Genomic DNA, 26812 nt, shown 5'->3' with positions numbered 1-26812 from the left:
GAGGGGGCTTTGGATTCAAAGTCCATCTCCCAAAATGGGAGAGGGATTTAGGGTGAGGGTCCCCCCATCGAGTTCTACACCAGTCTAATCTGTTATGAAACATCCAACTTGCCATATCTTGTCACTGGTTTTAATGGTTTCCTCCCTGGGAATAGGGGGATGTGCCATTAGCCCTCCTTCCCAAACCGCTGAAGTTACCCCTACTGGGCAACTCAATCCATTACCCTCACCGCCAATTATTCAAGTGATGCTCCCGGTGAATATCAAAATTGAGTTAAAAGCGGGGGGGAGTGGCAACCATGAATTACTGGGATTTAACCCAGAAACTCGCCAACTGCAATTGGCGGGACGCTCCCAAGGATTGCCCCTGACGGAAGTTGCGAAAATAGAGCGCGATCGCCTGACAAATCAGGGGTTAGTTGTCAGAGGGCGGCCCAACATTCGCGGGGAGGATATGAGTACCCCAGAAACTTGGCGGGTTCCCTTCTCTGCCCTAGACTATGAGGAGGAAAAAATGATGATTCGGGGTCAGCAGGCTTGGGAGAATGATGAGTTACAGGGGAAACTGGAAAACCAGAACGATTTTGATTTTCTGTTGGATCAGCTTATCCCCCTGTCAGAGGATGAGATGGAAATTGTCGTGAGTAAAGTGCGTCGTGTCGCGCCGGAGTAAGTCATCCGAGTTGGGGTGGGTTCGGTGAAGCCAAGGGCAAAACCCAACCGGAGCAAATCAGCTTCCCCGTCCTCTGACCTATGATAAGACAAAGAATGAATCGAGAGAGCGACATCAATGCCCAAGATGAGATGCTCGATTTGATTTATTGAAAAAAAGGGATAAATTTCTTGAAACTACCGAATTATGAACAAGCGATTGTTACCCAGAAAAAAATTACCGAATATTTACTGTCCCTGACTCATCCTGACGGCAAAAGTAAAGCCAAGTTTTTTATCAAATTTGGATTTAACATTGAGTCGTGGGAAATTATGGCAAATGCCTTGCTAAATCATGTGGCTGACCATGAATTAGCTAAAATAGAATCATCCCCTTTTGGGACAAGGTATGTTGTTGAAGGTAGAGTAATCACGCCAGATGGCAGAAACCCAGAAGTGCGTTCTATTTGGTTTATTTCTACTGGAGATGATATCCCTAGACTGGTTAGCGCCTATCCACTCACTTAAAATTTAGTAAACCATGATTAGTGAATTAGACCGAGTTGTTTTAACCGCCGACTTACCGGAATATGATTTAAAATCCGGCGATATGGGCACCGTTGTGTTAGTCCATCAAGAAGGTTTGGGCTATGAAGTAGAATTTATGACCATCGCAGGAGAAACCATTGCCATTGTTTCTCTCTTGAGTTCTCAAGTGCGGGGAATTGGAGACAGAGAAATTGCTCAAGCGCGGGTTCTAGCATCATCATGAATGGGGGCCTGAGAAAACTAGAAACGGGTTTTTTTCGTGGAAAACCCGCGATTCGCTCCAACTGACCAAGCTCTAGGTAAGTGCTATCTGTAGGTTGGGTGCAGAAAAGCGCGCAACCCAACAATTCACCAGAAGACTGTAGCCAACATTGAGTTATTTCATATAAATAAATTTCATCCCAGAACTTTTGGTGCAGCATATCTGGAAAATTAATACCCAATCCGGAGTTCAAAAATCGTTTTACTCTTTAGCCCGCGCAGGCGGGCTTTGTCCGTATAGCCCCACCCTTTAGGGTGCGGTTTTTAACAGATATATCAATACCAGATTCCGGATAAACTAGGGATTGACTCGTTTTACTCTTTAGCCCGCGCAGGCGGGCTTTGTCCGTGTAGCCCCACCCTTTAGGGTGCGGTTTTTAACAGATATATCAATACCGGATTCCGGATAAAATAGGGATTGACTCGTTTAATTCCTAATATCATCATCAAAAATTTCATCAAAAATTTCTCGCTTGACTCGAAAATTGATTTCTGTGATTTTTTGGTACAAAACATCAAAATGAGAAATATTAATCCGACCTTCTAGGTGTAATTTACGAACCACTGCCAAAGTTCCTTTAACATTTAAACCTAATCTTTTTGCTTCCTTTCTAGCCGCAAAATCATCAAGGATTATATAATCTGTTTGCAAGTCTATTGCCAACGAGATTGCCTCTGATTCACCTCGACCCAGCCGCTCATTTAAACGATTTGCCAAAGATAGTAATTTAATTTCTCGAACGACTAATTGCTGATTTGAAATTAGTCTATTAATGCATCCTGATGCTTGATCCGGTTTGGCATTGATTTCTAATTGCACACTTGGGGGGATATAAAACTGATGGTTGTCATTGATGAAAATTTCTAGGAAGTCTAATCGGTACAGGAAAATTAACGGAGAACAATTAAAAACAATTTTCATCAGTCTTACCAAGTTTTTTCCGCTTTAATATCTTCAGGAGTAAGATAAGAAAACTCGATGCCCATCATTTCCAAAATCTTTAAAAGCATTTCCGGTTCCATCTCCATGATTTCTGCTCCTTTCTGAAGGCTAATTAATCGAGAAACTAAAGCACCCACGACAAAAACAAACTTTTCCTTTTGTTCGATATCATTAAACAGTTGCACTTCCGCAGCAATTTCTTGGAATTGGGTTGTGTTTTTCATGATTTTTCTGGGTTTTATTTTGAGTGATTTTAAATCCCGATACCCATTGAAAGTCTGAGCAATATCGATGCTATCGGGTCGAGAAAAAATTATGTAAACGGTTGAGGATGCGCTCAAAAACCTGTTCTCCATCTATCACTTGTCCCTGTTCAATTTGAGTGGCATCAATCGCGATTTCCTGACGCAGTTCAGTCAGGTATTGCTGGCGTTGGTCCAGGAGTTCTAGGGCGGCTAAGATGACCTCATGGGCGGATTGGTAATGTCCTGAGTTGAGTTGAGCCGCAATCCGTTGTTCGATTTCTGGGGTGAGTGATAGGTTCATGACACCAGTAGGAGCGTTATAGACTACCTTGATTATAGTGGTGGAGAAACTGGGCGGCGATGAGGCTGATATCACGGCTCTGCCCTGGCGCGGGCTTAGGGGGCTCTGTCGCCCTTGGGAGGACTCAATTTCTGCGCCTTCGGGTAATAATAGAAGAGATGGAGTCACGGGGAGAGTTAAGCCATGACTGGACGCTGGGTGAGTTCGCTGTTGACGGTTTCGCTGCTGTTGGGCATGGGTTCTCTGTCGCCTTGGGTGGAGGCACAGACGGCTTTGGCGCAGGAAAGAATGTCGGAACGGGAGGTTATGAAACTGTTGGAGCAGGGCACTCAACAGACACGACAGGGGCGACCTGTGCAGGCGATTCAAACATTTGAACGTGCTTTAGAGGCGGCTCGACAATTGCAAGATCGAGAGTTGGAAGCATCAGCACTTTTAAGGATTGGTTATAATTATGATCTGATCGGACAAAGACAAAAGGCTTTAGAGTTGTTTGAACAAGCGCTGATTCTTTTTCGAGAAAGCAATAACAGGTTAGCAGAAGCCACCACTCTCAATAACATTGGCATGATGTACCATGCCTTGGGCAAGCGGACTGAAGCCCTCAACTACTTCAATCAGGCTTTGCCAATGAGGCGAGAAGTGGGCAATCAAACAGAGGAAGCCGCCACTCTCAATAACATTGGTTTCGTGTACCATACCTTGGGCAACCGGACTGAAGCCCTGAATTACTTCAATCAGGCTTTGCCAATTTTCCGAGAAGTGGGCGATCGCTCTGGAGAAGCCACCACTCTCAATAACATTGGTTTGGTGTACGAGGCCTTGGGCAACCCGACTGAAGCCCTAAACTATTACAATCAGGCTTTGCCAATTTTCCGAGAAGTGGGCGATCGCTCAGGGGAAGCCGCCACTCTCAATAACATTGGTTTGGTGTACAATGCCTTGGGCAATCGAACTGAAGCCCTGAACTACTACAGTCAGGCTTTTCCAATTATGCGAGAAGAGGGCGATCGCTCAGGGGAAGCCGCCACTCTCAATAACATTGCCTTGGTGTACTATTCCTTGGGCAACCGGACTCAAGCCCTGAACTACTTCAATCAGGCTTTGCTGATTCGGCGAGAAGTGGGCGATCGCTCTGGGGAAGCCAATACTCTCAATAACATGGGCTTGGTGTACAATGCCTTGGGCAACCGGGCTGAAGCCCTGAATTACTTCAATCAGGCTTTGCCCATTATGCGAGAAGTGGGCGATCGCTCTGGGGAAGCCAATACTCTCAATAACATGGGCTTGGTGTACAATGCCTTGGGCGACCGGACTCAAGCCCTGAACTACTACAATCAGGCTTTGCTGATTCGGCGAGAAGTGGGCGATCGCACAGGAGAAGCCACGACTCTCAATAACATTGGTGCAGTGTACAATGCTTTGGGTAACTGGACACAAGCCCTGGACTACTTCAATAAGGCTTTGCCAATTCGGCGAGAAGTGGGTGATCGCTCAGGGGAAGCCACCACTCTCCATAACATTGGTGCAGTTTACGATGACTTAGGCAACCGGACTGAAGCCCTGAATTACTACAATCAAGCCTTGCCAATTTGGCTAGAGGTGGGTGATCCCTTTGAGGAAGCCAGGACTCTCAATAACATTGGAACAGTGTACGATGCCTTGGGCAACCATACTGAAGCTCTAAACTACTACAATCAGGCTTTGCCAATTACGCAAGCAGTGGGCGATCGCGCCGGGGAAGCCGCTACTCTCACTAACATTGGTGGAGTGTACTATGCCTTGGGCAACCAGATTGAAGCCCTGAACTACTTCAATCAGGCTTTGCCAATAAGGCGAGAAGTGGGCGATCGCTCAGGGGAAGCCACGACTCTCAATAACATTGGCTTGGTGTACAATGCCTTGGGCAACCGAACTGAAGCCCTGAACTACTACAATCAGGCTTTACCTATTATGCAAGAAGTGGGCGATCGCTCCGGAGAAGCTAGAACTCTCAATAACATTGGCTTGGTGTACTATTCCTTGGGCAACCGGACTCAAGCTTTCAAATACTTCAATCAGGCTTTGCCGATTCGGCAAGAGGTGGGCGATCGCTCCGGAGAAGCTAGAACTCTCAGTAACATGGGCTTAGTCTACCGAGACACTAACCAACCCGACAAAGCCATCACCTACTGGGAAGACTCCCTCAACATCCTCCTCTCCCTCCGTAGTGAACTGCAAAAAGAATTCCGCGAAACTTTCCTTCAAACCAATCGCGGCCCCACCGTCGCCCTCGTTGACATCCTCATCGACCAAAACCAGCCCCAACGCGCCTTTGAATGGGCCAACCGCGTCACCACCTACGAACTGGCCGACTATAACCGTCTCATCGGTGTGAGAGTGGCTAACCCCGAAGCCCAAGCCGCCCTTGATGACTGGAACGAGCAATCCCAACAACTGCAAGCCCTGCGCCAACAACTGCAAGACAACTTCAGCACTGCCCTGGTGGACCAAATGCGCGACTTAGAAGCGCAAGTCCTCCAACAAGCGGAAACCCTCGCCAATACCTACCCCGAAGTTGCGGAACTCTTTGAAATTCAACCCGAAGACCTCAGCCAACTGCAAACCATCCTCCCCCCCGGGAACCGTTGTCTTACAACCCGTTCTCCTCACAAATATCCAAAACGTTCCCAACACGATCGCCCTCTTTCTCCTCAGCCGCGACAGTCTCAGCGTTAAAAAAGTCCCCATCGATGCCGAGGAGTTCAACCAGTGGGTGACAGAATATCGCCAAATGCTCCAAAGCGGCGATTCCCGCTATCGTCGCCTTTCTGCCACCCTCTACGACCACCTAATCCGCCCGGTTGCCGCTGAGATTGAGGCCCTCAACCCCCAACAACTCGCCATCATCGCCACCGGGTCCCTGCGCCAATTCCCCTTTGAAACCCTCCGGGACTCGGAAAAGGACCAATTCCTGCTGCAACAGTACCCCATCCATTATCTCACTCGTCTCTCCAGTCGTTCCCTCCTCGCCAGTCCTTCCCCCTCCCCGTTTCTCAACTTTCCCCTGTGGACGCTTTCCCTCCTCCTAGGAATCATCGGCATGGGAGCCACAGTCAAACACCATTGGAAACTGGGGGGAACCTTGCTCACCCTCGCCCTAGTTAGCACCACCTTCCTTCCCCGCTTCTCTGGGGGTTACGGAGTCCTCGGCTTTGCCAATCCTAAACCCCAAGACCCCTTTAATCTACCGGGAACCGAAGCCGAAGTCGATGCCCTCCTCCGCCTCGCCCCAGAGAGTGAGATTTACCGCCACCACCAGGCGACGTTGGAGGTGTTCAAACGGCAATCCTCCCGTCATCGCTATCTGCATCTCGCCACCCACGGCTGTTTTCAGCAATTGGGTTGCTGTTTGCAAGAGACTTGTCCCGATTATCAGCCCGATATGAAGGCTAACACTTTGTTATTTGCCGATGGAGAATATCCCCTAGCGGATGCGGCCTTACTGGGGTTACAGGATACCCAATTGGTGGCATTGACGGCCTGTCAGACCGCATTACAGACCAATCTGGATGGAGATGCGATTATGGGAATGGCTTATATTTGGGAACGTGCCGGGGCCCGGGCCTTGATGGCGACTTTGTGGAATGTGGATGATGCGGCAACAGCAGCAGTGACAACGGAGTTTTATCGCCTGATTATGGAGGAGGGGTTGAGTAAGGTGGAGGCATTGCGTCAGGCGAAGTTAAGTCAGTCTCACCGTCATCCGTTTTTCTGGTCGCCGTTGGTGTTGATTGGCGACCCCCGGTAGTCCAGACGCTGGGTTAGGACTCGGGGAATTTCTAGTAAACTAAAATTAAGCGGTGCGGCATTTACCAGATTTTTTCACCCTCCAGGAGGTAATTGATGACAGAAATTACGACCCATGAACTGCCTCAAATTCTCCAGAATCTCTTTTTAGAAGTCGAACGGACTAAAACCCCGATTACGGTCATCCATGAAGGCAAACCGTTAGTGATTATCTATCCCGCCACTCCCTCAGATGAACGCCCGGCTTTTGGGGTCATGAAGGGAAGCGGTGAAATTTTAGGAGATATAATTACTCCAGAGCCTCAACCCTGGGATGTACTGCAATGAAACTGCTGCTAGATACCCACATTTGGCTGTGGTATTTACTGGGAGACCAACGCTTATCAAGCCAACTTCAAACTACAATTGTCGCTCCTAATACTGAACTTTGGCTGAGTCCAATTAGCATTTGGGAAACATTGATTTTAGCAGAAAAAAAACGGATATCTTTACATCCTGACCCGATTACATGGGTTAACTTAGCTTTGAAAACACTGAAAACTCGTGAAGCTGAGATGAATTATGCCATTGCTATTTTAAGTCGCCAGATTTCCCTACCCCATCAAGACCCAGCCGACAGATTTATTGTAGCCACCGCTATGTACTATGGGTTAACACTGGCTACAGTTGATGCTAATATTATCAGCAATTCAGCGATCCAAACCGTTAGTTAAGCAATAGTCTAGAGTGATATTGCGTGAGGCTAAATTAAGTCAGTCTCACCGTCATCCGTTTTTCTGGTCGCCGTTGGTGTTGATTGGCGACCCCCGTTAGGGAGTCCCTACCAGAGAAACTGATGGTTGACCGGAGACAGTTGGGGTTCCCATCCTCTAAACTAAAAAAGAGTTAGCTTGGTTGAGAAAATTATATTAGACGAAGTGACCCTAGAACAGCGTTTGCTTACCCTAGAGCAAACGGTTTCCCAACTCAAACAAAAAGTCGAGAGTCAGTCTCCTCCTGAGAATTGGCTGACTCAAGTTGTGGGTTCTATTTCTGACGAAACCGCATTTCTGGAAGCCCTTGAACATGGGCGCACTTTTCGCCAAAAGAGCTAGAATGAAGTAAAAAACAGCCAAGTTCTATGCAAAATCCCCACCTACCATTAGTTATCCAGCGAGTTAAAGAAGGTCTGATGAATTATTATCAAGACCAGATAGAAGCGATTATTTTATATGGGTCTCAAGCGCGAGGAGATGCCCAAGAGTATTCGGATATTGACTTTTTGATTATTTTGAAGGTTTTGGAACATCCTTTTCAGGAAATTGATAAAACAACGGAGTTTATCACCCAAATTTGCTTAGATTATGATGTGGTGATATCGTGGCAGTTTATTACTTCAGAAAGGTTCAAAACTCAGGATTCTCCTTTTATTTATAATGTCAAAAAAGAGGGGATTTTTGTATAAACTGCATCCAGGTAGACTTATAAAGAGTGTGGTATAGCTTTTCTCATGTCCATAAGGTACAGACCCTCACCCCAAACCCCTCTCCCAGCCCTTCGACCCTTCGGCTTCGCTCAGGACAGGCTTAGCTCAGGGGGAGAGGGGCTTTGAAAAGTACCTCATCAGTCCGGGAACCGCTATATAGCTTTTCTCATGTCCATAAGGTACAGACCCTCACCCCAAACCCCTCTCCCAGCCCTTCGACTTAGCTCAGGGGGAGAGGGGCTTTGAAAAGTACCTCATCAGCCCGGGAACCGCTATATGCGTCTAAAAGGTCAAGGAAAATGTATGCGATGAAGACTGACGCACCAGCTCAATCCAAAGACGAGAACAATCTCCCCGGTTACCTTTCAGTTAAACAAGCTATATGAAACCCAAGTCTCAAAAATTAATCGCCAAAGCTCAAGAAAGTTATCAAGCGGCTCAGGTTTTAAACGAACAGGGGTTTTATGATTTTGCTGCCTCACGAGCTTACTATGGGATGTTTTACATTGCTGAAGCTTTTCTTTGGGAGCAAGATTTGACGTTCTCAAGTCATGGAGCAGTTATTGCAGCTTTTGGGCGAGATATCGCTAAAAAATGGATTGTTCCTCTGGAATTTCATCGGTTTTTGATTAATGCCCAAAATAAACGAGCAACTGCTGATTATAGCGTTGATGATGACTTGAAAATCACGGATGTTGAGGTTGAAATTTTGTTGGATCACTGTCAGCAATTTATCAGTTTCGCGACCGAAAACTTGTAACCTTAGACAACTTTGCTTTTTCAATTGTGAGCTTTCATGAGCAGGTTGTTGGCGCTCATGATTTTATTAACCGTGCTCAGACCGATACTGATATCCGGCGGGGATATACTCTATTGTCAGAGATTCTCCAATGCTTTACCTCGGCTCCCATTTTACCCTTTGATGTTCAGGCGATCGCTGTTTTCCAGGAGCTACGACAGCAAAAAATTCGAGTCTCTACAATGGATCTGAGAATGGCGGCGATCGCCCTGTCCCGTGATAGGGTTTTGTTAACCCGAAACCTCCAAGATTTCAGGAAAGTTCCGGCATTAAAAATTGAAGATTGGACAGGTGATTAATGCCAGATTAGGTCATCTCCCACTTATTCGCGCATCCTGACCCAAAACCGGGTTTCTGGAACAATGGGTTTGGGCTATTTAACCGGATTAGATGGGACTTCGTAAAGACAGTAAGTCAGAACTCCAGGAATTTCTATAGCAGTCCTAAATCAGTTGTGGAAGACCCTCACCCCCAACCCCTCTCCCAGAACGGGAGAGGGGAGCTAAAAATGTTACAAATCATTTAGGATTGCTATAGTAAACTAAAATTAACGACACCGTGAATCGAACCGAATCACAAGGGAACCATCAAGTATGAGCGAACTACTTTCCAGAATTACCGTTAATCCTAGACAATGTGGCGGTCGCCCCTGTATCCGAGGAATGAGAATCCGAGTATCCGATGTCCTGGACTTGTTTGCCTCCGGTTTAAGTCAGGGAGAAATCCTTGAAGAAATGCCCGATCTGGAAGCTGATGATCTCAAGGCTTGTCTAATCTATGCGGCTCGTAAACTAAACCACCCCCGTTTGAATCTGTTAAGCATTTAAAGATGAGCATGAATCCCCTCTCTAATCTAATCGCTAGTGATACCTGGGTTCCGGCTACCTGGAATGAGTACCTGAGTGCTTTGGATGACCCCGCCCATGCTAAATCTAAAGGCTATTACAGCAATGGGCGAATGAGATTAGAAATGCAAGTCTCCGTAGGCTTTGACCACAGCACAAATCATAGTGTGATTTCCCTGGCTGTTAATCTCTATGGCATTTTGAAAGGCATTCCGTTCACGATTTTAGACAACTGTTCCTTCCGCAAAACTGGCTATGCCGAATTTCAGCCCGATTTAGCGTATTATGTTGGCAACAAAGCAACCGCCATCCCTAGCGGCACGGATATTGTGAATCTGGAAGAGTATCCCGTGCCAGATTTGGTGGTGGAGGTGGCAAAATCATCCCTGTTTGACGATCGCACCGTTAAGCGAGTGCTGTATGAAGATGTCGGGATTGCTGAATATTGGATTGTGAACGTCGAAACTGGGGAAGTATTGGCTTATCAAATGAGCGATCGCGGGAGTCAGCGAATTGATATCTCTGTGATGTTTCCAGGACTAGAGATAGCCACCCTAGACCAAGCCCTGCAACGGAGCCGCAATCAAGACCAGTCACAAGTTGGAGCCTGGTTAATGGCGCAGTTTCAGTCCCCTGGAAATTGACATTTAACATGAGAATATAGCAACCCTAAACTGAGCAACGAAAGTTACTGCGATCGCCCTTAAATGTCTGGCGGTTATTTATTTTTGAATTTTATCGACCAACTCCTCAACACGCTTGATTAAGGGTGAACCTTTTTGGGTAAATTCATTTAGATAATCTAGCATTTCTTTGATGAGTTTTTCTTCATTTTTGATGGTTTCTGCGTTTTGGGCGATCGTGTCGTTCTGTTGATCAATTTTTCCTTTATTTTGGTCAATCGTTTCTTGCTGACCATCAATTATTTTTTGATTTTGTTCAATTTGAGATCTTTGCCTATTGGGGATATTAGTGTGGTATAGGTAATGTCCAACTATCCCAATTAATGAACCGATTACAAAAGCGATAATAATCGGCATCCATTTTTTCAGGGGAGAATCTTCTGGAGTTCTTTGATCACTTCTTCGAGAGGCCGAAAAAGATTTCGGTAAACCCGAAGAAGGCGTAGAAGCAGTTCCAGATTTCGATTTTTCGGGCTTTGAAGATATATTAGTATCACGATTAGAAGAAGAAGATTGACGGCGAAAGTTGTCACTTTTATCATCCTCCCCAGCCAAGTCTATCCAGCTATCATCAGAAATTTGATCCGACAAACCTCGCCAAACTCGCTCTTCTTCAAGGCTGGATTTCGAGACCGTTGAGCCAACTACAACTAACATCCCGTCATGTTTCGGCAAAGCATATTTTTTCAGGTCGCCAATTAGCTCATCTTTTAGGGCGGATAAGTTGCCGATTTTCTCCGAATCAGCCGGGTTATTTTGCACGGACACAACGCCCATATTCTTAGGTTTTAAGAGGTCGAAGTTTACCGTAAATCCTTGAGCATTATTTTCCGAAATAACCGCTGGATCGACTTTCGCCGCTAACTCCCCATTTAATGCTTGAATCGCAAGCGATCGCAATATGGCTTCATCAGAATCTTGACCAACCCAGCCCGCCCACACAACCGAATTACAAATTTTTCGAGTTTGGTTATCGATGCGATTTTGCGATTTCAACGCCGTAACCAACAAAGATAACTGACCATTGGCACGATAAATCACCAGGGAAAAATAATCCCCATCCACCATTTTTAGCATTCGCTTAAAATTCTCCGGCAGATCGGAAATTTTCCTTTGATTTTGATCTAACCAGCAGTAGTCTTTAGAAATCCCACGGCTTTGTACATAAGTATCCATGTTTAATCCTCTTATAGTTTCAACCACTCTATTCCTTGAACAATCTCCGCTTCATCGTTTCTCGGTTCCGCAAAGCGACTCACCGCATTGATCAGCCGCTCATTATTTGACAGCCCCACCTGTTGACCCAAAAAATCGGGAATTATGGTGAATATAGAAGCCCGTCTCCTATCCAGATGTAATTTCAGCAAAAACCGCAATAGATACCGTAAAGGAACTTCCGTATTTTGCGGCTGATAGGGGTCGGTTGGCTGTGGTTTTCGATAGTAAAAAATTGGCTGTTCATCAATTTCTTCAAATCGTGAAAATACTACACTGCCAACGGTTTGTACTGGCGTAATCGCCACCGCCACTTTTGGCAATAAGTTCTCACTGGCAAACTGATTCAGCATTTTCTGATAACCCTCTCTCACCTTTCTAAATAACTCTGGGGGGTTTTTAATGTATTTTTCACATTTGACCGGTGCCAGGATTACCAGACGGGGTGAATCTAAATCCTTGTAGATATTTTTGAACAGATCATTTAATTGGGTTGGCTGATTAAACTTCTCATGGTATTTTCCCTCCCTTTCCATTAAAGGGGGGGTATTAATAGGAATCAACACCGCTACCGAGTCTCGAATCAAGTCTTTCACCTTGTTTTTGTGTTCATCTTCTTCTAACCATCCTCCTGGATAATCTTGGAAATTAATTTCTAAAACTGGAGCAGTTCCGGTTTGTCCAAACTCAAACTTAAATGATCGGGGTTTACTTTTCGTTCCGCTAACCCCATCTTGCACTTTAATACTACTGCTGGATTCCACCATACTTTTAAGTTCTTTGAGTCTTGTATCTAACTCAAATTTACTTTGTCCTACAGCCAGCAGTTGTAAATCCTGACTGACGTTATCAAACTGGTCATACATGGCTGCTAGTAAGCTAGTTTTACCTACACCACCCGGCCCCAGCATGGTGACATTTAGCTTTTGTAGTTCCTGGCGAAATGGGTTTTTCCAAACAGATGTCATTGACTATCCTCACAAAGTTACTCTGGTTTTTTGATGGTTCTACAAATTATTTAAGGATGCTTCTAAGTCATCGATATGACCATAAGCAGACTCTAAAAGTCTTGACCATTTTTGACTGGCATTACTTTGTTTTTGCAGGTTATCAAAATCTTCCCAAATCTGACCCCGCTTGCGGCGCAAAAATCGTTTCCATTCCTTCTTGGCGCTTTTGGCTCGGAGAACGCGATCGGCAAACTCTTCTACTATAGCAAAAGAGGCTTGGCTCGGTTCAGATAAAAATCCCTTCAAAGCATCTTCACAATTGTAAATTGTTTGTTGATACAGTTCGTTTAAGGTATCTAAAATATCTTGAGCCTTCACACCTTCTGTTTTCAATCCTGCGGTTTTATCCGGGGTTAACGGATCCAATTGCAAGCGAATCCGATGCTGAATTAATCCTCGATAAGAGAGATTAAATTCTGAGAGAATCTCAAACCCTTTTTTCAGTTCCGTATAGTCTGGGGGAATTTGACTAGCAACTTCCGCCAAAAACTCTTCCCCACTAACTTTTGCCAGCCCACCTAAATTGCATTTTTCCACTAAAACAGCAGCCACTTTATTTTTGGTGCGTTCAATGGTTTTTTTCAATCCTTTATCCATGTCCAGGAATTTGAGCGATAGATTGGTTCTCATTTCTATCAAATATTCACTGTAAGTGCTGGCGTAAGATTCCAGTCGGTTCCGACGTTTCTCTATTTCTTCAATCGTCGGCATTTCCACTTTCCGACAGGCTTCCAGTACCGTTTCAATTTGAGTTTTTAGGTTTTCATCTTGGTCTTCGCGAGTTTTAATCAGTTCCTTTTGCAAATCGGTCATTTCATTGGTTATATTCTCCCAAAATTCCTCAAATAAATCCTCATACTCATTGGCTATTTCATCTTCATCGATATCTGGTAAGATTCCCTGGGCTAGTTGCAATTGCTGCTTTAATTCGGTGAGGCTGGCTTGCAAATCGGTGATTTTTTGTTGGGTATAATTCCGGTCTAGTTGCGTCACATTCGATCGCAGATTATCCAGAACCGCCTGAAGCACTTTGTTATTTGCTTCTTCCTGGGAAGAACAGTCAGCAATCACACAATCTAACACCGGCATTTTCACCGTTTCAGAATCAATATCCCGTTTCAGAGAAAGGCAACTTTCCTGATTTTCCCCATTGCTATCCGCATTCAGTACCAATATAGACCGAGAGGGCAAATCGTTTAAGGCTTTATTCGCCAAAGCATATAATTGTGTATCATTCTGCTCGAAGTTTGCCCGGTCTTTGGAAGGTTTGCGAATAAACAGAATAAAATCCACTTCTTGAGCGAGGGCTTCAATCACTAAACTCTCATCTCCTAAGCGGAAATCCCCTAAGCCGGGAACATCTACTAGAGCGATCGCCCCTATTTCATCCAGGGGAAACGGACAAGAGATTTTAACGTGCTTAACCGCCAAACATTGATGGTTAGTTAGTTGATAGTCCCGATTATATTTTGACGCTACATAATCAGAAATCTGTGACTCGTCTTGAACAGTTAAAGAACCCCTCCCCAAGTATTCTTGATATTTCTTAGCATGGATATGATAATCGTCTTTCAAGCGGTTATAAATGTTAATGTCCGTTTGATCCGCCTTAGTGGGTAAAGTGGGAATCTCGCTATGGGCAAACTCTTCAAAAGAACGCGGCACGGGGGTCAATCCGAGTTTCTCGTAGTAGGGAATAATCACCTCTTTTAAAAAAGACTCGCGATCGTGAAATTGAATTTCGGCGGTGGTGGAATTTCTGGGTTGATGAAAAATGGTGCTACGCGCTGCCGTGCAAGCCTTCCCCTGCATTGCCGGAATCACGTCATTTGTCAGCCCACTTAAACTCTGCAACAAGGTGCTTTTGCCTTGTCCCATGCGCCCAATCACCCCAATATTAAGGGTTTGGCGGGAAAATCTGCCCTGGAGTCGGTGCAATGATGCGAGAGAAGAACGGGCAATTTGCTCAAATTGGGCAAAATCCAGATTTCGGAGTTTTTCCTGGGTTGCCGTATTCCCCGACCAATATTCAAGCTGGCGATCGCGTTCTTGTTCGCAACTCTGAATCAAACCATACAGCGATGATAAACCGGTTTCGATGTCTGCCAGCTTTTGGGCCAGAGGTTGACGTTGGGCAATAATACTCTGTATTTCTTGGCTTTTGTTCATGCCAATCTATCCATGATATTCAATGGTAAACTTTTCGGGATACTATAGCACAAAATATCCCCCAAGTCTCCGAAACCGGATTTCTTAATTAAATTTTCATATCCCATGCTGAAATCAGCACCTAAATCTAGTTGAGAGATGGGCGCGAGATTGTTTGGGACTAAGGCGATCGCCTCCCCAATATCTTAATCGCTATGATTTTACCATTCTAAAAGTTCAATTAATTCGGGGTTACACAACTTGGGAAGTTTTGAGGATTTGATATTGCCAAAGGTTCTGCATTTCACCTTTCATCAACAGCACGCCAGATATCCGATACCAAATCCCCCGTATACTGAGTTTAAATCATCTACTCTAATTCTCCCATTTGTTTTTCTAGGGATTGCCTCACCAACCATAAAACATAGGGCAATTCATCAAGAGATTTGATACCAAGTTCAACATCCCCATTTCCCCATCGCCCCACACCGGATACATCTCGGCAAATTGCCTTGGGGTCATTAATTATAGGGGTGATCTTGTATCGTGTAACCTGATTTCTGAGGGTTAAGTTAATCACCATCAAGCACATCATATTCTAATTTTGGCGCAATCCAAACATCTAGCGCCATTTGAGAGAGTCGTTCTGCTCGTTGGAGAATAGCATTTTCATCCCACTGCTCAATCTGTCCCAACCCTTGATTCAACTTCAAGGGACTTTCTTTAAAGCCTTTTTCCATATCACGCTTCTCAAGAAAGGATTTATCACTATATTTCGAGTTGTATGCAGTCAGGGTTAGATTTCCCAGGGTATGCAAATAAGTTTTGTGAATACGTTGCCAGTCTGGACCCAGTGAATCCTTCCATGCAGGAGAAAGATTTTTATTCTGGGGCATAATATGTTCAATGGTGTATTCATCTACTGCTACTCGTTCTTTGCGATCGTGATTTTCCAACCGTCGCAGCCAGTAATTGTAATGGCGAACATTATAAAGGTCTTTGGTTTGCAGCGATCGCTTAAATTCATCATCATTAGGAAACCGTCGATAAGACGGCAGTACCAGAAAATTAGTCTGAATGCTTTCGAGATAGCGATCTTTTTTGATGGCTTTCGTAAAGTTAGCAAAAGTTTTGTTTAATGAATTAGCAGGAATACCACAAATCGCACGGCGAAAAACATAAGATTCCACCAGTCTAACCGCTTGCAAAAAATCTGTTATAGGCAACTCACCTGAAGCATAATCATGATACAGCTCTAAGAGGAATGGGTAAGTTACATCTACCCTTAATTCTTGCAGGTCTTGAAAGGCTAGTTTAAGTTCCGGGTTCTGCTCATAACCCAAAGCCATCGCACAGTAGTACCGAGCAAAGGTATGAATATCCTTGACCAACGCCTCCACACCCGCTTGAGCAACTTGTGGCTCTCTTGAATAAGTTTTAAACTTTTCATACACGGCACTTTGCTTAGGAATACTACCAGTTTTTACCGTCAAAAAATGGCGAATAAAACTATCGAATTGTTCTCCATAAGCCTCCTGTCCAAACTCCACTTCCATAAGTCGCCAATACTTCTCATAAAGCCTGGTTTGAAGTTCGGGTTCAAGTCCCATCAGAATGTAATTACGGATTAAGTCTGCTTGGGTTAACTCACGACCCGTGGAGTTCATACTCTCAAAAATAAGTTGGGGATTGTCCTGTTCACGGCTCAGGGCAACATCTACCACCAGTAATTTCGCTAATCCTTTACAGATAGTCTCCAGATGGTTTTGAGACTCCTTAATGAGTGACTCAAATAGACTGAAATTTTGTGTAACCCGGATAGAAGAGTCTTTGGGCTGCTGGTCTTGGTCGAGAATGGCAATCAATGAAGATTTATCAGTTTGCGAGAGAATCAGCTTATAGTGTTTTTCTCCATCCTCTTCTGGATTAAGCAAATAATAGTTTCGCAATTTGCGCGGGGAAAACCCTTCCACGGGTTCAGTGTCCCCCAGGGCATTCGCCAGGGCTGCAATTATTAATGTTACTGTGGTTAGGCGTTGCTGTCCGTCAATAACTAGGAGGGGAGACTGACTAGAGACTTGATAAAGTCCTTTTTCAATATAGACAATAGAACCGAAAAAGTGAGAAGTGATTTCATTATTGGAGCCAGTACGCAGGATGTCACTCCACAACTCCCGACATTCTTTTTCTGTCCATGAGTAGGTACGCTGGTAAATCGGGATGGCGAACTGCGGTGACTTCTTAATAAAGGCGAGTAGCTTGGTTTCGGAGGCTTTCATTGGAGTAAGGGTAGATTTACTGGATAGGCTAGAACACAGGGGTGTTATTTCCAATCCCCTTTAAGTTAGCGATCGCACTGCGACTAAATTACTGGTTTAGCCATTTGACAAATAGGAGCGATCGCCTTCTTGTTCGCAACTCTGAATCAAACCATACAGCGATGATAAACCCGTTTCGATGTCTGCCACCTTTGGGGCCAGAGGTTGACGTTGGGCAATAATACTCTGTATTTCTTGGCTTTTGTTCATGCCAATCTATCTATGATATTCAATGGTAAACTGTCTCGAATACTATAGCACGAAATATCCCCCAAGTCTCCGCAACCGGATTTCTTAATTAAATTTTCATATCCCATGCCCAAATCAGCACCCAAATCTAGCTGAGGGATGGGCGCGAGATGGTTTGGGACTAAGGCGATCGCCTCCCCAATATCTTAATGGCTATGATTTTACCATTCTAAAAGTTAAATTAATTCGCGGCTCCACAACCCGGGAAGTTTTGGGGATTTGATGTTGCCAAAAGTGCTGTGTCTCCCCTTTCATTAACAGCAAACTACCGCTGGTTAAATCAATATGAAATTTCCGGTCTTTGCTGATTTTGTGCTTCCCAGAAAATCGACGGGTTCCCCCTAAGCTGACTGAGGCGATTATCGGATTTTTCCCTAGTTCTGGTTCATCATCGCTATGCCACGACATACTATCTTTTCCATCCCGATACAGATTAATTAGAACACTATTAAAAGTCACTTCCGCTATATCTTCAACCTGGGATTTGATTGATTTAAGTGTCGGGTTCCAGGGTTGTGCATGATGTTCGATCCCTGAATATGTATAGGATTTACCTTCATCTGCATACCAAGCTGTGAGTCTCGGTATGGGTCTGATTTTCCCAAATATTTTAATCTGTTCTTGTCTCCAATTAATGGATTTATACAACTCCCCAAATAAGCGATCGCTTTCTGCCAACGTCAAAAAATTGCCATACAATATGACCAAACCATCAGTATCAATAATCACTTGTTTGTCTAAATCATTCACTGAACCAGGATGGCTGATATCTCGCTGATTATCCCACAGTCTCATTTGCTGATATTACCCCCAAAAATTAATTAGTTAGAAATGCTATTTTCTCATTACCGATATTTGGGCATAAACGCCGCTTTCCGGCTGCCAATTATCAGGATTAAAGCTGAGATTTTGGGTCTAGTGCATCTCGTAATCCATCGCCAATATAGTTGATACTAATCACTGTTAAAAAAATAGCTGCACCAGGGAATATAACCATGTGGGGGGCTGTTTCTATGTAGTTTTGGGCATCATATAACATCCTTCCCCAGGTGGGAATATCCGGGGGAAATCCTAACCCTAGAAAACTTAGGGTTGATTCCGTGATAATTGCTGTTCCTACTGATAGGGTCGCTGCGACAATAATCGGAGTCAGAACATTCGGGAGAATATGAACTAAAATTAAACGGTGAGGTTTAGCCCCGATCGCCTTAGCTGCTATCACAAAATCCATCTCTCTTGTTGACAAAAAACTCGCCCTCACCAACCGCGCTACAGACATCCAATTAAGTCCCCCGACTACTAATACAATTAAGATGAAAATTCCCGCTTCTGAACCGGCGATCGCTCTCATAGGTTCCCGAAATAGGTAAATTACTAATAATAAAATCGGCAGTTGCGGTAAAGCTAAAAATAAATCCGTGCATCGCATTAATACACTATCTAAAATCCCTCCATAAAATCCGGCGATCGCACCTACAGCAGTTCCTAAAGCGATCGCCACTAACATCGCCGCCAAACCCACCGCTAAAGAAATGCGTCCACCCCTCAGAATCCTCGCTAATTGGTCTTGTCCTAAATCATTAGTACCAAAGGGATGATTCCAACTAGGAGGTAACACAGAATTACCAAAATCAATCCGATCCGCTGGTGTCGTATAAATCATCGGACCCAACACAATAGACACTATAATCAGTAGCAACACACAGCTACCAATTACCGCCATTTTATCCCGACGAAATCTCACCCATATATCTAACAATACACTGCGGGTTTTCAACACATCATTATTCATATCACCTTTGATTTTTGTTTGATTTTGGGCCCATTCATTGATTAATCTTGATTTGATCTTATCAAGTTGATGTTTTCGTCAATTAAAAAAAAATTGTTCATCCAGATCATGGCTGAGGGTTGACAAGTGCCGGGAGCTAATGATAGTATATTGACATATTTGTTACATAATGGAGTATTTGCATAAATAAAAATTTTGCAACTATTCCCATTATCTAAAATGATATCACAAGTCAAGCCAAAAAGCCACCAACCCCCACCAAAAAAAATTTTACAATTCTTAACACAACTTAACATAACTTAACAATCATCCGGGACTATTTATACTGAACTCGAGGGTCTAAAAATCCATAGAGTATATCAGCAATGAGGTTAAAAAACACGACCAAAACCGCATAAACAAAGGTAATACCCATGACGACTGGGGTATCACTACGATAAATAGAATTGACCAAAAGCGCGCCAATTCCGGGGACTCTAAACACCTGTTCTGTAACCAATGCGCCGGTAAAAATTTCCGGGATATTTAAGGCCATTAAAGTGATAACAGGAATTAAAGCATTGCGTAAGATATGAAAGTTAATCACCTGAAAATCAGGTAATCCTTTAGCGTGTGCGGTGCGGACATAATCGCGGTTTAACTCCTCCAAGATAGCCGACCTAATAAATCGCATTAACACGGCTGACTGAAATAATGCCAATACAGAAATTGGCATGATTGACTGTTGAATCTGTTGCCATAATGTAGATAAATTAGTGACCTGTAGGTTACTATTATATATAAACGGAAACCAGTTGAGATTCACACTAAAGATGATAATAAATAACAGACCGGTAAAAAAGGGGGGTAGTGAGAATCCCAAAAAAGCGAAGGTAGTAGCTACTTGGTCAAATAGTGAATAGCGCTTGATGGCGGAAATGATACCCAAGGGAAAAGCGATAATGACTGCCAAAATATACGCAGAACCAGCTATCCAGATGGTGGTTGGTAGTCGTTGGCTAATTAGCTCACTGACAGGAACTAGGCTGGTAAAAGAGTAGCCCATATCCCCTTGTAAAAATGACCAAGCCCACTTAAAATACCGAATCAGTATCGGTTGATCTAAACCAAGCGATCGCCTAATATTTTCGCGAACTTCCGCCGTAATAGAAGGGTTAGAGGCGAACTCTCCCATAGGGTCGCCGGGGGCTAATGCCAAGACTAGAAATAATACAACACTGATAGCTATCAAAGTAGGGATAGCAGTTAATAGGCGATTAATAATATATCTAGTCATCGGTTAAGGGTTTGATGATGAATCAGATAGATTGAGTGATATCGACAAGGTAAGCCTGGGGTGAGGTTTACCTTGTCTGAGGGATATTTTTCCCAACTTAGTCAATCAGAATATCCTCAGAGGATTGCTCTTCCCGGTGTTGCCAGTTGATATTGGGAATGTGTTCAAAAGCCTGTTTAAGGGAGTCTTCCCACATTTTCCTAATTTTGGCTAGGTAGGGGTCTCCGAGACGCAGACGCAGCCAGTTATCAATTACAAAAGTATCTCGTTCATACATAGCCAGATTGATAGGGGGACCCACAGAGATATTAGACTTCATGGTAGAGTCAATAGACAAAAGGGCGCATTTAGCCGCCGCCTCTAATTGGGTATTAAAACTGAGGGTACGATCTAAAATGGGTTTACCATATTTGGTCTCTCCAATTTGTAGGAAGGGGGTGTCCTTGGTGGCATGGATGAAGTTACCTTGATTATAGATCAGGAATAGGGCGGGGTCTTGACCTTTAATCTGACCAGCTAACAGTAAGGTGCAACTAGCATCAATGCTATGCTTTTTGAGCCAGGCTTCATCAAATTCTTGCATTCGCCGCAGTTGACCACCCACATAACGAGCCACATCATACATGGATTCGAGGTTATGGAGATTTTGATTGTCGTGAAATTTGAGGTCTTTCTCCAGGGTGCTGATAATTCCCTGGGTGATAGATAGATTTCCGGCGGTAGAGAGTAAAATCACCCTTTCCCCAGGATTAGAAAAATCAAATAGTTTGCGATAGGTAGAAATGTAATCAACTCCCGCGTTGGTGCGGGAGTCGGCGGCCATTACAAAGCCGGAGGAGGTAATTATACCGAGACAGTAGGTCATAAGGGGAGGAAGTGATAACGGCATATTGACATTCCCCGCGCTTCATGGAGACGGGGATGATTAGGATTGGTAGGGTGCGTCAGATTGAGAAAAATAACCGGAAAACCGGAAAAATCAACAACTGACGCACCTTACAGACAGACCCAGTTGGCTGAGATTTCATTGCTGGCCACCCCTATAGGGTGGGGCTTTAAACTCAAAATTATTGGTCACTTCTGACGATACCTCACTATCGAACTTAGAAACAATGCAGCGTATTGTGGCTGACTACTCCCTGGGACGGATATGGGGAGGGGGCTAAAATTATCTGATCTTGAGCCGATTTTGTTTTCCATGATGCAATTGCCGGATTGATTACGGGCTACCCTCAAAACAATTGATTTGGCAAATTAGAAAAATTCAATCGAAAAAAGGATGGTCATTTGGTCTCATAAATGTTAACATTCGTAACATAACGTTGAGTAATGTAAACGCCTTGGCGTTGATAAAGGCTGGGCGGCTCTAGTTCCTGGCTGCTACATCGGAGAAAAGCGTGATTGCCCGTCGCTTTTATTTCCAGTTCAAGTTATGGGCTTAATTTGTCAGAGCTATCGGGGAGATGCCATGAAAACTGCTAAAACCTCGGACACAGATTCGGTGCGGGCCTACCTGCGAGAAATTGGTCGTGTTCCTCTGCTGACCCATGAACAAGAAATTGTCTATGGTAAACAGGTACAACAGGCAACTTTATTGCAGGAAAAACGCAATGAGTTGGCTAAACAATTAGGCTATGAACCTACTGAGGCTCAATGGGCCGAATTAGTTAACTTGTCTGTGGCACAATTGCAACATATCTTGCATCAGGGTCAATTAGCCAAGCGTAAGATGGTAGAAGCTAATCTGCGTCTGGTGGTCTCTGTGGCCAAAAAGTATATCAAGCGCAATGTGGATCTGCTCGATCTCATTCAGGAAGGTACTATCGGGATGCAGCGCGGAGTCGAAAAGTTCGATCCTACTAAGGGTTATCGGTTCTCTACCTATGCCTATTGGTGGATTCGACAAGCAATTACCCGCGCGATCGCTGAAAAAGGCCGTACTATTCGCTTGCCCATTCATATCACAGAAAAACTTAATAAAATCAAAAAGGCACAGCGTCAACTTGCACAACAGTTAGGCCGAGCAGCTACTATGAATGAATTGGCTGCTGAGTTGGATCTCACCCCTAAGCAGATTCGTGAGTATCTGGAAAAATCACGTCTTCCTTTATCTCTGGATCTGCGGGTTGGTGATAATCAGGATACGGAATTGGTTGACCTGTTGGAAGATACCAGCAATTCCCCTGAGCAGTTTGCTCTTAATTCTTCTTTGCGATCGGATTTAGAATCTTTGATGACTGATCTTACTGACCAGCAACGACAGGTTTTAGCTCTGCGCTTTGGTTTGGATGATGGACAGACTTTAACTCTCGCTAAAATTGGCGATCGCCTTAATATCAGTCGTGAACGAGTCCGACAGATTGAACGGGAGGCTTTGACCAAACTTCGTAAGCGTAAGCAGGATGTTAATGATTACCTAGCTAGTTAATAATCTACTTCTTTTGATTCTACTCTGGGGAAATCAACCATTTCCCCAGTTGTTTTCACTATCACTCCATCTCTCATGTCTCAACTATTATCTGCTTTTCCCCATAAGTCTATTGGTGTTGCTGTGATCTGGAACGATGACGGACAGATTTTGATTGATAAACGTCTTCCTCAAGGTGCTATAGGCGGACTTTGGGAGTTTCCTGGTGGTAAAATTGAACCCGGTGAAACTATCCAAGATTGTATCCGACGCGAAATTTATGAGGAAATTGGTATTGCGATCGCTGTCCAAGACCATCTGATCACTGTTGAACATTCCTATAGCGATTTTCGGATTACACTTGAGGTCTATAACTGTACTCATCTCTACGGAGTACCTCAAACACTAGAATGCCAAGAAATTCGCTGGGTCACTTTGGCAGAAATTGATCAGTTTTCCTTTCCTCAAGCTAATCAGAAGATTATTACCGCTCTCCGACAGCTACATTGTTAAGTTTTGTAACGTAAAATTAAGAAATGTTAAAATTTTTGCTTTTTTTGGGGGAGGGGTAGCTTTTTGGCACGGGTTGCGGTACTATTTTTATATAATGGGATGGTTGCACTTTTTTTATTTTTGCCAATATTTAATTATTCAGTGTATTGTCAATATTATACCGCCAATCCCCGCCCCTGTCAACCCCCCAATCGGGAATTTTCGGGTTAAAATTGAACAAAAAATCAACAATTCCACTTAAAAGCTAGGGTAAGTTTCATAGACAGGTAGGGTAAAGTGAAAACAGCTACCGCCGGTGGAAGAGGTGGAACTGACCCAAATCTGACCATAGTGAGCATGGATAATTCTCTGACAGAGAGATAAACCAATACCATAACCATCCTGGGACTCATCGCGTTCGAGACGGAAGTGATCCTGAAAAATGCGATCGCGATTTTCTTCAGGGATACCAGGGCCACTGTCACAAATACTGACCTGTATTTTTTGGGTAGTGCGATGCAAGACAGACACCCAAATAGTTCCGCCCTCTGGGGTATATTTAATCGCATTATCCAACAAATTCACAATAACTTGACGAATCCGTTCGCGATCGGCATAGACAGAAGGGGTATCAGTGGGTAAATCAGTTTTGAGTTCCAGAGATTTCGCCTGTAACTGATCATGAAACTCTGGTAGTATCTCGTGAAAAAATGCCAACAGTGACAATGGCAAAGGTTGCAGTTGTAACCGAGAACTCTGACCCGTTGCAGCCCTTAATATATTAGTAATCATCCTATCGATCTGACGGATATGAGTACGAGCTTGTTGGATTAAGCGAGATTTGAGAGCCGGTGTAAATTTCTTAGAGTTAGCCACACCCGCCATTTGGCTATTTTCCAAAGTTTCCAAAGCCAGAGAGGCGGCGGTCAAAGGACTACGGAGGTCGTGAGCCAAAATTTCAATAATGCGATCCTTAAAACTTACCTGTTGTTGCAATTGTTCTTTTTCTTGCTTGAGGCGGAACACCTCATCACTAAGTCGGATCAGTTCAGCAATATAGTTCAGGTCAGCAACAGAGCGATAATTTTTAACTGAACCGTTCACCTCAAATGGCTGCTGACTTCGATAGTCTTCAAGAGATTGCTGCCACCGTAGCCAAAATTCATTAAGCTGCTTAACAATATCAGTACCCGCTAGAATATGTCGGGGTGAGGGGTGAATTTTGACCAAAGCCGGGGTCGCAACTAACTTAAAGTGTTCGGCTAGATAGGGTTGCTCTCCCACATCAATAATTTGCAAATCAAATCTGTCCTCAGATTTAAGGACTTCGAGATATTCACATATTTGTTGGACTTGCTCTCTGGAGCTAGGGCGACCATCGACAAACAGCAAAAGCTGTAAGCATTCTTCAGAGTTGGTCTTGCTATGGGTAGTTCCGACTTCCATGAATGACTTTCAAGGGGGACAAAAGACCTGATCAATTCGACACTGCTGCTGCAATATGAAGAGCTAGGGGATGGTACTAGCGCTTACTTGTTGACTCAATTTAATATCTGCTTTAGATTCTAGCCTGTGATTTGACATCATGGCTAATCAAGCTGACCCCTACCTGCCCTAAATATGAGATATTAATCATTTGAGCTAATTAAGATGGAGTGGTTATCTTGGTCAACTGGCATAAAAACCCGTCCCTGAAACTGTTGCTAGGTAGTGCGATCGCCTTTTTTGGCATCTGTATGGTTTTGTTGCTGCACCGCTACTTCACCTTTTATGCTTCCTACGACCAGGGCATTTTTAACCAAGTCTTCTGGAATGGTATCCACGGGCGTTTTTTTCAGAGTTCCCTATCTTCGGCCCTGTCTACTAATGTTGTCCACCAAGGCCAGTTCCCCAACGTTTCCTATCACCGCCTCGGACAACACTTTACCCCCGCTTTACTCCTATGGCTACCCCTGTACGCAATCTTTCCCTCTCCTGTCACCCTCAGCGTGTTACAGGTAACTTTGGTCACCGCTGCGGGTTTAGTTCTTTACCTCCTAGCCAGACAATATTTAGAACCGCCTCTATCTGCCTTAATTGTAGTTAGTTTTTATGGCGCTAATGCCGTTATCGGTCCTACTTTAGCTAATTTTCACGATGTCAGCCAAATTCCTTTATTTGTGTTTACTCTTCTCTTGGCTATGGAGAAGGGTTGGTGGTGGTTATTCTGGATATTGTCCGTTTTAATTTTAGGCGTGCGAGAAGATGCGGGCGTGGTTTTATTTGGGGTGGGAGTTTATATGATTCTCAGCCACAGATTCCCCCGCCGTGGCTTGATTGTCTGTGTTCTCAGTTTCGGTTATATGCTGGTTTTAACTAATCTGATTATGCCCTTGTTTTCGGCGGACATCTCCCAGCGGTTCATGATGGAACGCTTTGGTCAATACGCCGAGGGAGATGAAGCCTCCACTTTACAAATTATTTGGGGAATGGTTAGTAATCCCTTGCGGTTTATTCAGCAGTTATTTACTCCCTTTAGTCGTACTGTTACATATCTTTTGGGTCAATGGTTGCCTTTGGCTTTCATTCCCGCGATCGCTCCCGGTTCTTGGATGATTGCAGGCTTTCCTTTATTAAAGTTATTTTCCGCTCAGGGAATGTCCGTTTTGGCTATTACAATTCGCTACGCTATGACCGTAGTTCCCGGATTCTTTTATGGTAGTATTTTGTGGTGGTCTAAACAACAAGAAAAATCCCCCGAAGCTGAGTTACCCTCTCCCAAATTCCGACGTTTTTGGGTAGCTTGTATCTGTCTGTCTTTGATATTTACGGTAACTTCTAATCCCAATCGAACTCTGTATTTTTTAATCCCTGATTCCATTCAACCTTGGGTTTATGTTTCTTTGGATGAACAATGGCCAAGGTCTCAAAATATGCGATCGCTTTTAGCCCAAATTCCCCCAGATGCTAGTGTGGCGGGGACTACTTATTTAATTCCTCATCTGTCCAGTCGCCGCGAGGTTTTACGCTTCCCTCTGTATCAATTAATCAATGATCAGGATCAGTTGGTGGCTATGGATTATATTATTGCTGATTTGTGGCAACTTCAACGCTATCAGGTCGCTTTTAGTGGCGATCGTGATGCTTTACGTGCGATCGTCGAAACTACCGATCGCTTGACTTCTACTCAAGAATATGGTATTTTGCATTTCCATAATGGCTTGCTTTTAATGCGCCGAGGTGTCACTTCTAATCCTGATGCTATCGAAGCCTGGGGGGAATTTCGACAAGAGGTTATAATTTCGACAAGAGGTTATAAAGAAACTGGGTCTAAAACCCCGTCCTTCTAGGACGGCTTTAATTGTAAATTTTTGTGGCAATATCGAATATTTTGT

Annotated in this window: 30 protein-coding genes; 16 read left to right on the top strand and 14 right to left on the bottom strand. The window is 44.1% G+C overall.

What is annotated here, in order from left to right; translation table 11 throughout:
* The first annotated feature begins 94 nt into the window (after window positions 1–94).
* From ACTIE0_RS02370 to ACTIE0_RS02360, 3 genes are all read left to right on the top strand, one after another.
* Entirely contained in the window at window positions 95–673 is a 579-nt protein-coding gene (locus ACTIE0_RS02370) for a hypothetical protein (RefSeq protein ID WP_006668994.1), read from the top strand.
* 170 nt (window positions 674–843) lie between these two features.
* Window positions 844–1179 (top strand): DUF6883 domain-containing protein, encoded by a 336-nt coding sequence (locus tag ACTIE0_RS02365; protein WP_006622683.1) that lies wholly within the window; start codon window positions 844–846, stop codon window positions 1177–1179.
* 13 nt (window positions 1180–1192) lie between these two features.
* Complete coding sequence (locus tag ACTIE0_RS02360) at window positions 1193–1423, top strand: DUF4926 domain-containing protein (protein WP_006622682.1); 231 nt, start codon at window positions 1193–1195, stop codon at window positions 1421–1423.
* 465 nt (window positions 1424–1888) lie between these two features.
* Here the strand turns inward: ACTIE0_RS02360 and ACTIE0_RS02355 are convergent, their stop codons facing one another.
* The 3 genes from ACTIE0_RS02355 to ACTIE0_RS02345 form a co-directional block, all read right to left on the bottom strand.
* Entirely contained in the window at window positions 1889–2383 is a 495-nt protein-coding gene (locus tag ACTIE0_RS02355) for a PIN domain-containing protein (protein WP_006622680.1), read from the bottom strand.
* Between the two features lie 5 nt (window positions 2384–2388).
* Window positions 2389–2628 carry a hypothetical protein gene (locus tag ACTIE0_RS02350; protein ID WP_008055979.1) on the bottom strand — a complete coding sequence of 80 codons (240 nt, stop codon included), beginning with the start codon at window positions 2626–2628 and terminating at the stop codon, window positions 2389–2391.
* Between the two features lie 70 nt (window positions 2629–2698).
* Window positions 2699–2950, bottom strand: coding sequence for a ribbon-helix-helix domain-containing protein (locus ACTIE0_RS02345; protein WP_006668996.1), 252 nt, complete (start codon window positions 2948–2950; stop codon window positions 2699–2701).
* A 183-nt stretch (window positions 2951–3133) separates the two neighbouring features.
* Here ACTIE0_RS02345 and ACTIE0_RS02340 point away from each other — a divergent pair, with 183 nt between their 5' ends.
* From ACTIE0_RS02340 to ACTIE0_RS02295, 10 genes are all read left to right on the top strand, one after another.
* Window positions 3134–5668 carry a tetratricopeptide repeat protein gene (locus tag ACTIE0_RS02340; protein WP_006668997.1) on the top strand — a complete coding sequence of 845 codons (2535 nt, stop codon included), beginning with the start codon at window positions 3134–3136 and terminating at the stop codon, window positions 5666–5668.
* A 37-nt stretch (window positions 5669–5705) separates the two neighbouring features.
* Window positions 5706–6740 carry a CHAT domain-containing protein gene (locus tag ACTIE0_RS02335; RefSeq protein ID WP_006668998.1) on the top strand — a complete coding sequence of 345 codons (1035 nt, stop codon included), beginning with the start codon at window positions 5706–5708 and terminating at the stop codon, window positions 6738–6740.
* 95 nt (window positions 6741–6835) lie between these two features.
* Window positions 6836–7066: a type II toxin-antitoxin system Phd/YefM family antitoxin gene (locus tag ACTIE0_RS02330; RefSeq protein ID WP_006622674.1), complete on the top strand. Its 231-nt coding sequence runs from the start codon at window positions 6836–6838 to the stop codon at window positions 7064–7066.
* On the top strand, window positions 7063–7452 hold the full coding sequence (locus ACTIE0_RS02325) for a type II toxin-antitoxin system VapC family toxin (RefSeq protein WP_006622673.1): 390 nt from the start codon (window positions 7063–7065) through the stop codon (window positions 7450–7452). Before ACTIE0_RS02330 ends, ACTIE0_RS02325 begins: the two co-directional genes overlap by 4 nt.
* 177 nt (window positions 7453–7629) lie before the next feature.
* Window positions 7630–7833 carry a hypothetical protein gene (locus ACTIE0_RS02320; protein ID WP_006622672.1) on the top strand — a complete coding sequence of 68 codons (204 nt, stop codon included), beginning with the start codon at window positions 7630–7632 and terminating at the stop codon, window positions 7831–7833.
* 26 nt (window positions 7834–7859) lie between these two features.
* Window positions 7860–8183 carry a nucleotidyltransferase domain-containing protein gene (locus ACTIE0_RS02315; protein WP_006622671.1) on the top strand — a complete coding sequence of 108 codons (324 nt, stop codon included), beginning with the start codon at window positions 7860–7862 and terminating at the stop codon, window positions 8181–8183.
* A 403-nt stretch (window positions 8184–8586) separates the two neighbouring features.
* Window positions 8587–8964, top strand: coding sequence for a HEPN domain-containing protein (locus ACTIE0_RS02310; protein ID WP_006622670.1), 378 nt, complete (start codon window positions 8587–8589; stop codon window positions 8962–8964).
* A gap of 26 nt (window positions 8965–8990) precedes the next feature.
* Window positions 8991–9302 (top strand): type II toxin-antitoxin system VapC family toxin, encoded by a 312-nt coding sequence (locus ACTIE0_RS02305; RefSeq protein WP_006622669.1) that lies wholly within the window; start codon window positions 8991–8993, stop codon window positions 9300–9302.
* 294 nt (window positions 9303–9596) lie between these two features.
* The gene (locus tag ACTIE0_RS02300; protein WP_006622668.1) at window positions 9597–9830 is read left to right on the top strand and encodes a DUF433 domain-containing protein; all 234 of its coding nucleotides are present in this window, start codon (window positions 9597–9599) and stop codon (window positions 9828–9830) included.
* An 8-nt stretch (window positions 9831–9838) separates the two neighbouring features.
* The gene (locus tag ACTIE0_RS02295; RefSeq protein ID WP_039932759.1) at window positions 9839–10492 is read left to right on the top strand and encodes a Uma2 family endonuclease; all 654 of its coding nucleotides are present in this window, start codon (window positions 9839–9841) and stop codon (window positions 10490–10492) included.
* Window positions 10493–10570: 78 nt separating this feature from the next.
* On the opposite strand, the gene ACTIE0_RS02290 is transcribed toward ACTIE0_RS02295, so the two are convergent.
* From ACTIE0_RS02290 to ACTIE0_RS02245, 10 genes are all read right to left on the bottom strand, one after another.
* Window positions 10571–11707 carry a hypothetical protein gene (locus tag ACTIE0_RS02290; protein WP_006669000.1) on the bottom strand — a complete coding sequence of 379 codons (1137 nt, stop codon included), beginning with the start codon at window positions 11705–11707 and terminating at the stop codon, window positions 10571–10573.
* Window positions 11708–11718: 11 nt separating this feature from the next.
* On the bottom strand, window positions 11719–12714 hold the full coding sequence (locus ACTIE0_RS02285) for a P-loop NTPase family protein (RefSeq protein WP_006669001.1): 996 nt from the start codon (window positions 12712–12714) through the stop codon (window positions 11719–11721).
* A 39-nt stretch (window positions 12715–12753) separates the two neighbouring features.
* A complete protein-coding gene (locus ACTIE0_RS02280) occupies window positions 12754–14925 on the bottom strand; it encodes a dynamin family protein (protein WP_006669002.1) in 2172 nt (723 codons plus the stop codon).
* Between the two features lie 349 nt (window positions 14926–15274).
* Window positions 15275–15487, bottom strand: coding sequence for a hypothetical protein (locus tag ACTIE0_RS02275; RefSeq protein WP_006669003.1), 213 nt, complete (start codon window positions 15485–15487; stop codon window positions 15275–15277).
* Window positions 15477–17183, bottom strand: coding sequence for a DUF262 domain-containing protein (locus ACTIE0_RS02270; RefSeq protein ID WP_006622664.1), 1707 nt, complete (start codon window positions 17181–17183; stop codon window positions 15477–15479). Before ACTIE0_RS02270 ends, ACTIE0_RS02275 begins: the two co-directional genes overlap by 11 nt.
* Before the next feature lie 96 nt (window positions 17184–17279).
* Entirely contained in the window at window positions 17280–17432 is a 153-nt protein-coding gene (locus ACTIE0_RS02265; protein ID WP_006622663.1) for a hypothetical protein, read from the bottom strand.
* Between the two features lie 192 nt (window positions 17433–17624).
* Complete coding sequence (locus ACTIE0_RS02260) at window positions 17625–18266, bottom strand: alpha-ketoglutarate-dependent dioxygenase AlkB family protein (RefSeq protein ID WP_006669004.1); 642 nt, start codon at window positions 18264–18266, stop codon at window positions 17625–17627.
* Between the two features lie 100 nt (window positions 18267–18366).
* A complete protein-coding gene (locus ACTIE0_RS02255; RefSeq protein WP_006622661.1) occupies window positions 18367–19263 on the bottom strand; it encodes an ABC transporter permease in 897 nt (298 codons plus the stop codon).
* Between the two features lie 316 nt (window positions 19264–19579).
* On the bottom strand, window positions 19580–20539 hold the full coding sequence (locus tag ACTIE0_RS02250) for an ABC transporter permease (RefSeq protein WP_006622659.1): 960 nt from the start codon (window positions 20537–20539) through the stop codon (window positions 19580–19582).
* A gap of 97 nt (window positions 20540–20636) precedes the next feature.
* Window positions 20637–21404 (bottom strand): proteasome-type protease, encoded by a 768-nt coding sequence (locus ACTIE0_RS02245; protein ID WP_008052815.1) that lies wholly within the window; start codon window positions 21402–21404, stop codon window positions 20637–20639.
* A gap of 603 nt (window positions 21405–22007) precedes the next feature.
* Between ACTIE0_RS02245 and ACTIE0_RS02240 the strand changes: the two genes are divergently transcribed.
* Complete coding sequence (locus ACTIE0_RS02240) at window positions 22008–22967, top strand: RNA polymerase sigma factor, RpoD/SigA family (protein ID WP_035760005.1); 960 nt, start codon at window positions 22008–22010, stop codon at window positions 22965–22967.
* 75 nt (window positions 22968–23042) lie between these two features.
* Window positions 23043–23459 carry an 8-oxo-dGTP diphosphatase MutT gene (gene mutT, locus ACTIE0_RS02235; protein ID WP_006622656.1) on the top strand — a complete coding sequence of 139 codons (417 nt, stop codon included), beginning with the start codon at window positions 23043–23045 and terminating at the stop codon, window positions 23457–23459.
* 237 nt (window positions 23460–23696) lie between these two features.
* Here mutT and ACTIE0_RS02230 read toward each other — a convergent pair whose 3' ends face one another.
* Window positions 23697–24884 (bottom strand): histidine kinase, encoded by a 1188-nt coding sequence (locus ACTIE0_RS02230; protein ID WP_006622654.1) that lies wholly within the window; start codon window positions 24882–24884, stop codon window positions 23697–23699.
* 215 nt (window positions 24885–25099) lie between these two features.
* Here ACTIE0_RS02230 and ACTIE0_RS02225 point away from each other — a divergent pair, with 215 nt between their 5' ends.
* Window positions 25100–26767 (top strand): DUF2079 domain-containing protein, encoded by a 1668-nt coding sequence (locus ACTIE0_RS02225; RefSeq protein ID WP_439516828.1) that lies wholly within the window; start codon window positions 25100–25102, stop codon window positions 26765–26767.
* Window positions 26768–26812 lie beyond the last annotated feature (45 nt).

The sequence above is a fragment of the Limnospira sp. genome (assembly GCF_051859755.1).
In the GTDB taxonomy this organism is placed as follows: domain Bacteria; phylum Cyanobacteriota; class Cyanobacteriia; order Cyanobacteriales; family Microcoleaceae; genus Limnospira; species Limnospira fusiformis.
The sequence above is the reverse complement of the archived record's forward strand: the minus strand, read 5'-3'. Positions and strand labels throughout refer to the sequence as shown.

What these genes read in the sequence shown, in the direction of transcription:
- ACTIE0_RS02370 (WP_006668994.1), top strand. Translation starts at nt 95, where the DNA reads ATGAAACATCCAACTTGCCATATCTTGTCACTGGTTTTAATGGTTTCC.
- ACTIE0_RS02360 (WP_006622682.1), top strand. Translation starts at nt 1,193, where the DNA reads ATGATTAGTGAATTAGACCGAGTTGTTTTAACCGCCGACTTACCGGAA.
- ACTIE0_RS02355 (WP_006622680.1), bottom strand. Translation starts at nt 2,383, where the DNA reads ATGAAAATTGTTTTTAATTGTTCTCCGTTAATTTTCCTGTACCGATTA.
- ACTIE0_RS02350 (WP_008055979.1), bottom strand. Translation starts at nt 2,628, where the DNA reads ATGAAAAACACAACCCAATTCCAAGAAATTGCTGCGGAAGTGCAACTG.
- ACTIE0_RS02345 (WP_006668996.1), bottom strand. Translation starts at nt 2,950, where the DNA reads ATGAACCTATCACTCACCCCAGAAATCGAACAACGGATTGCGGCTCAA.
- ACTIE0_RS02340 (WP_006668997.1), top strand. Translation starts at nt 3,134, where the DNA reads ATGACTGGACGCTGGGTGAGTTCGCTGTTGACGGTTTCGCTGCTGTTG.
- ACTIE0_RS02330 (WP_006622674.1), top strand. Translation starts at nt 6,836, where the DNA reads ATGACAGAAATTACGACCCATGAACTGCCTCAAATTCTCCAGAATCTC.
- ACTIE0_RS02325 (WP_006622673.1), top strand. Translation starts at nt 7,063, where the DNA reads ATGAAACTGCTGCTAGATACCCACATTTGGCTGTGGTATTTACTGGGA.
- ACTIE0_RS02315 (WP_006622671.1), top strand. Translation starts at nt 7,860, where the DNA reads ATGCAAAATCCCCACCTACCATTAGTTATCCAGCGAGTTAAAGAAGGT.
- ACTIE0_RS02310 (WP_006622670.1), top strand. Translation starts at nt 8,587, where the DNA reads ATGAAACCCAAGTCTCAAAAATTAATCGCCAAAGCTCAAGAAAGTTAT.
- ACTIE0_RS02300 (WP_006622668.1), top strand. Translation starts at nt 9,597, where the DNA reads ATGAGCGAACTACTTTCCAGAATTACCGTTAATCCTAGACAATGTGGC.
- ACTIE0_RS02295 (WP_039932759.1), top strand. Translation starts at nt 9,839, where the DNA reads ATGAATCCCCTCTCTAATCTAATCGCTAGTGATACCTGGGTTCCGGCT.
- ACTIE0_RS02290 (WP_006669000.1), bottom strand. Translation starts at nt 11,707, where the DNA reads ATGGATACTTATGTACAAAGCCGTGGGATTTCTAAAGACTACTGCTGG.
- ACTIE0_RS02285 (WP_006669001.1), bottom strand. Translation starts at nt 12,714, where the DNA reads ATGACATCTGTTTGGAAAAACCCATTTCGCCAGGAACTACAAAAGCTA.
- ACTIE0_RS02280 (WP_006669002.1), bottom strand. Translation starts at nt 14,925, where the DNA reads ATGAACAAAAGCCAAGAAATACAGAGTATTATTGCCCAACGTCAACCT.
- ACTIE0_RS02275 (WP_006669003.1), bottom strand. Translation starts at nt 15,487, where the DNA reads ATGGTGATTAACTTAACCCTCAGAAATCAGGTTACACGATACAAGATC.
- ACTIE0_RS02270 (WP_006622664.1), bottom strand. Translation starts at nt 17,183, where the DNA reads ATGAAAGCCTCCGAAACCAAGCTACTCGCCTTTATTAAGAAGTCACCG.
- ACTIE0_RS02265 (WP_006622663.1), bottom strand. Translation starts at nt 17,432, where the DNA reads ATGAACAAAAGCCAAGAAATACAGAGTATTATTGCCCAACGTCAACCT.
- ACTIE0_RS02260 (WP_006669004.1), bottom strand. Translation starts at nt 18,266, where the DNA reads ATGAGACTGTGGGATAATCAGCGAGATATCAGCCATCCTGGTTCAGTG.
- ACTIE0_RS02255 (WP_006622661.1), bottom strand. Translation starts at nt 19,263, where the DNA reads ATGAATAATGATGTGTTGAAAACCCGCAGTGTATTGTTAGATATATGG.
- ACTIE0_RS02250 (WP_006622659.1), bottom strand. Translation starts at nt 20,539, where the DNA reads ATGACTAGATATATTATTAATCGCCTATTAACTGCTATCCCTACTTTG.
- ACTIE0_RS02245 (WP_008052815.1), bottom strand. Translation starts at nt 21,404, where the DNA reads ATGACCTACTGTCTCGGTATAATTACCTCCTCCGGCTTTGTAATGGCC.
- ACTIE0_RS02240 (WP_035760005.1), top strand. Translation starts at nt 22,008, where the DNA reads ATGAAAACTGCTAAAACCTCGGACACAGATTCGGTGCGGGCCTACCTG.
- mutT (WP_006622656.1), top strand. Translation starts at nt 23,043, where the DNA reads ATGTCTCAACTATTATCTGCTTTTCCCCATAAGTCTATTGGTGTTGCT.
- ACTIE0_RS02230 (WP_006622654.1), bottom strand. Translation starts at nt 24,884, where the DNA reads ATGGAAGTCGGAACTACCCATAGCAAGACCAACTCTGAAGAATGCTTA.